Raw genomic sequence first — 3,538 nt, 5'->3', positions numbered from 1 at the left:
TATGGCGCGTTTACAATTCATTACAAATTGAGGGTTACTAGTAAACTCATCTAATCTCTCTTGACTAATAGGAAGTAGTATTACATCTGTCACGCCTGTTAAGTCCAAGTTTATAGTCGTTCCCCTCTTATCTCTCAAGTTAGGGGCATGAGACACATCGAACATTGACTCTCTAGCTCTTATACATTGTGAATAAGCACCACTAACAATTTGCTCCACGTGCTTCTCTATTCTTAGTGCTTTTCCTTCAATTGCAGGTGGACTTACACGATGTGCTTTCGCCTCAATAATAAAGAGAGTATTTCGAAATTTAACAAGGCCATCGACCTCACATCGGTCACCATTGTCAACCGAATCATAATAAACTTCTTCATATGCTTCAGCCCCGTCTAACACCGATGTTATTAAAGAGACTGCTTTTCTCTCTAAGGTTGCTGCTCTATGTTTATTATATCTTTTTTGCGTTTCTGCCCCTTGCCTCAAACAATCATCTGAAACCTGATAAAAGGCAGTTAACAACATATCTAAATGAACACAAAAATAACTCCCATCCAAACAGATAAACGGTTTTTTAGAAAAAACATTATAGCTATTAGTGCTTTCTAACTCCGTCAGGTCATTTACAGTGAGATGCTTCAACAGCGCTTTGACATTGCTCTTATCACCCTCAAAGGCGGCATCAATATCATCCAACTGAAAAAAGAGTACGTCAGTCACATGATTCAAAAAATCAGCGTATAGAGCCCCGTCGATCATCTTATAACACTGGTTTTTATTTTTGATTTTTGCTTTGGGGAAAATTCTCAAAAATGCCTTTTTGTCTGCTTTGAACAAACGAATAAATTCGTCTCTTTTGGTCTTTGAATCATCTTTATAAGAAGCCATTTTAACTAATGAAGACTTGTTAACGAAATCGAAAAGCTTTAATACATCATCATAACCAAAACCATTTCCCTCTATAAGTTCACCAGAGAACGGCCCAAATAAAGCGTCTAAATAATCCTTTGCGTGTACATCATAGAACTCACCTCTAATGAAGTTTTTATTTGCCGCATATGAGGATAAACCATCTACTGAGGGCTTATCATCTGCTGTATGTTTTATTTTTTTTGACATTTCCTTAAAGCGACTTAAGAAGCTCCCAAGCTCAATTTTTTCTCTAATTCCCTCTAAATCTGACTGAGTGATATATCGTCCATCACAACTTTCTAGGCTAGGTATCTTAGCTATGAGAGTTTCATAAATTATTGGCAAACTGCCACCAAATATTGACTCAAATTTAAGTGCTGCTATCGCACTTTTAATATCAATATCATTCAACAAATTGATTAGCTCGCAATGTTTTGCTTCGCACTCTTCTTCCAACCGTTTCAGGTCAGGCATAAATTCGTCACTCACGATCATCTCCAGCATCAAGTTGTTGTCATAATACCTCACAACCCAACAAGGGATAACGTGGCATATCATAAAGTTGAATAACCAATCCTAATTTTTTGAGTTGCAGTCTCATTGGTAGTGCATCCATCTTTTCCATCATTAGGCGCAACCACTTAACATCCGTTTTGAGTGTGATGCCTACGCCTAACCTTCTGGATAAAGCACTAATAAACTAGATTATTCGTGCTTGATACTCTGTAATTACTCTAACTCATTACATAGGGTTTCCCATAGGCAAATCAGAGTATCGTAATGAACCGAGTTGTTGCTTTTTCTGTTGATGAGGTTTGCGTATTCAGATATGACAATTGACTTATAGTGAAGATGCTTCAATTCCTATCAAACGGTATCAAGGTAGTCAGTGACAATAGAACTTATGAAGCATGGGGGCTTGGAAAGGAATAGATTATAAGTAACTACTTCGAGATCATCGGAGAAGTGTTGTAGTCGGGGGCAGAGAATGTGAAGATCAAAAAAGGGAGTCGATTGCGGGTCGACTCCCTTGATTACGGTGCTTCGTACTTTTACTTGTTGAAGTCGTTATAGATCTCAATACACTTATGCACGATTTCTAAGATCACTACCGCAAGGGCCAGATATTCAATCATCGCTATGCTCCTATCACAGAGCTACAACCTTTTCCCTTCGCCTTTAGATTACACTTTCAGTACTTCGGTGCTGCCACTTTACGAGTAGAGCTAGCTCAAGGGTTACAAGAGGCTACTTAGATTGCTAGTCCAAGCCAGTGATGAGTTTACGAAATTTAAACAGTGGTCAAAATGCAAGCACCTTGACTTACCCATTTAGTCTGCTAACCAATAAACATTGCTGTTTGTCGAAAGCTAAACAATTCGTTGATCTCATTTGTAACCACAATTACTCTTTGGGCAGATGAATTATCCCTTAAATATTCTGGTATCTCAATGCTTTAACCTAATTTTTGCAAAAAAAAACATAGCTTGTATAATAAAGGAGCAACTTTACGAGTAGAGCTAAACTAAACATATGAGTTAGCTTGTGATACAAAAAAACCTAGGCCGCTAACCTAGGTTTTTTTGTAAGTATCTTATCCACCTCTTTTAGCAACACTACCTCGCGCACCTTGAGGAGGAGAATCAAACATCATCCGTAATTTTTTCGGTCTCGCAATTCTATCCTCAACGATAAAATTTATAAGCTGGAATCGCGAGTTTACCATCTCAGGTTTGTACTCAATGTGCAGTTTCATTGTCTATAACGAGCACAAAATCTAGAGCTTAGTGAACCTTTGGAGCTAGGTGTTTCATTTCGCTAGCCATTAACTTTTCTATTTCAAAACCATCAGATCACATAACATGGTATGTCGAGGCGTAACACATTTTGGGGCAAAGGTGAGTTAGTGGTATCGCTCTATACGATCGCTCTATACGATGTGATCACCAAGCGATTCTGTCGTATCGTAACTACCAACCGACTTTGTCGTTCGCTTAATTACCGAGGGAAATTGACGGTCTCTATTTTTACGTAATCCTTTTACTAGTGTTACGAATTAGTCAGGGGGATATAGGATGATCGTTATGGATACTCAATCTCAGCTTACCGTGGATATCATCGCGAAAGTTGCTCTCGGTAAAATCTCAATTACTAATCTAAGCTCCTCAATAAGTCTCGCAGAACCATTAAACGTTATCTCAGGCGATATCGCTCTGAATAACTGCTGGGATGGAAAGTCACCTTATATGCTATTAAGTATTGTTTGTGCAGATCAGTTCGGGAGTAATTCTCCATCCGTCCCATGTTTTTTTAACTTTCCATTCACCTTCGCCATAAACCTTAAGACCAGTCGCCTCAATGGCTAGGTGCTGTATCGCCCCTCTCGTTTTTGTCTTAAATGAGACCTCAACTTACTTAGCTCTACGACTGATTCAAGTGTAATGCGGACAATTTAACGGAACATGGGCAAGTCTAAATATCGAGTCGATAAATCCTTGCAGCGCTCTCTGTGACATAGAAAAAACTCGTTTCACCATGAGCGCTGTCGTGATAGCTAAATCACTGAACCGACGTGGCCTCCCGCACTAATTCTGTTTGCTTTGCGCCCAGCCGCTTATCGCCTCTTCAT

General features: G+C 39.1%; 1 protein-coding gene and 1 pseudogene. Both read right to left on the bottom strand.

All coding sequences use genetic code 11. The features are described 5' to 3' along the window. The coding region (locus AB4589_RS22235) for a hypothetical protein (protein WP_372101698.1) at positions 1-1,398 on the bottom strand (1,398 nt) is incomplete at its 3' end. Positions 1,399-3,196: 1,798 nt separating this feature from the next. Beyond that, a pseudogene (locus AB4589_RS22230) lies at positions 3,197-3,538 on the bottom strand (transposase); the annotation flags it as partial.

This window comes from Vibrio sp. 10N.222.49.A3, from assembly GCF_041475145.1.
Lineage (GTDB): Bacteria > Pseudomonadota > Gammaproteobacteria > Enterobacterales > Vibrionaceae > Vibrio > Vibrio tasmaniensis_A.
This window is presented reverse-complemented; position numbering and strand designations above follow the sequence as displayed.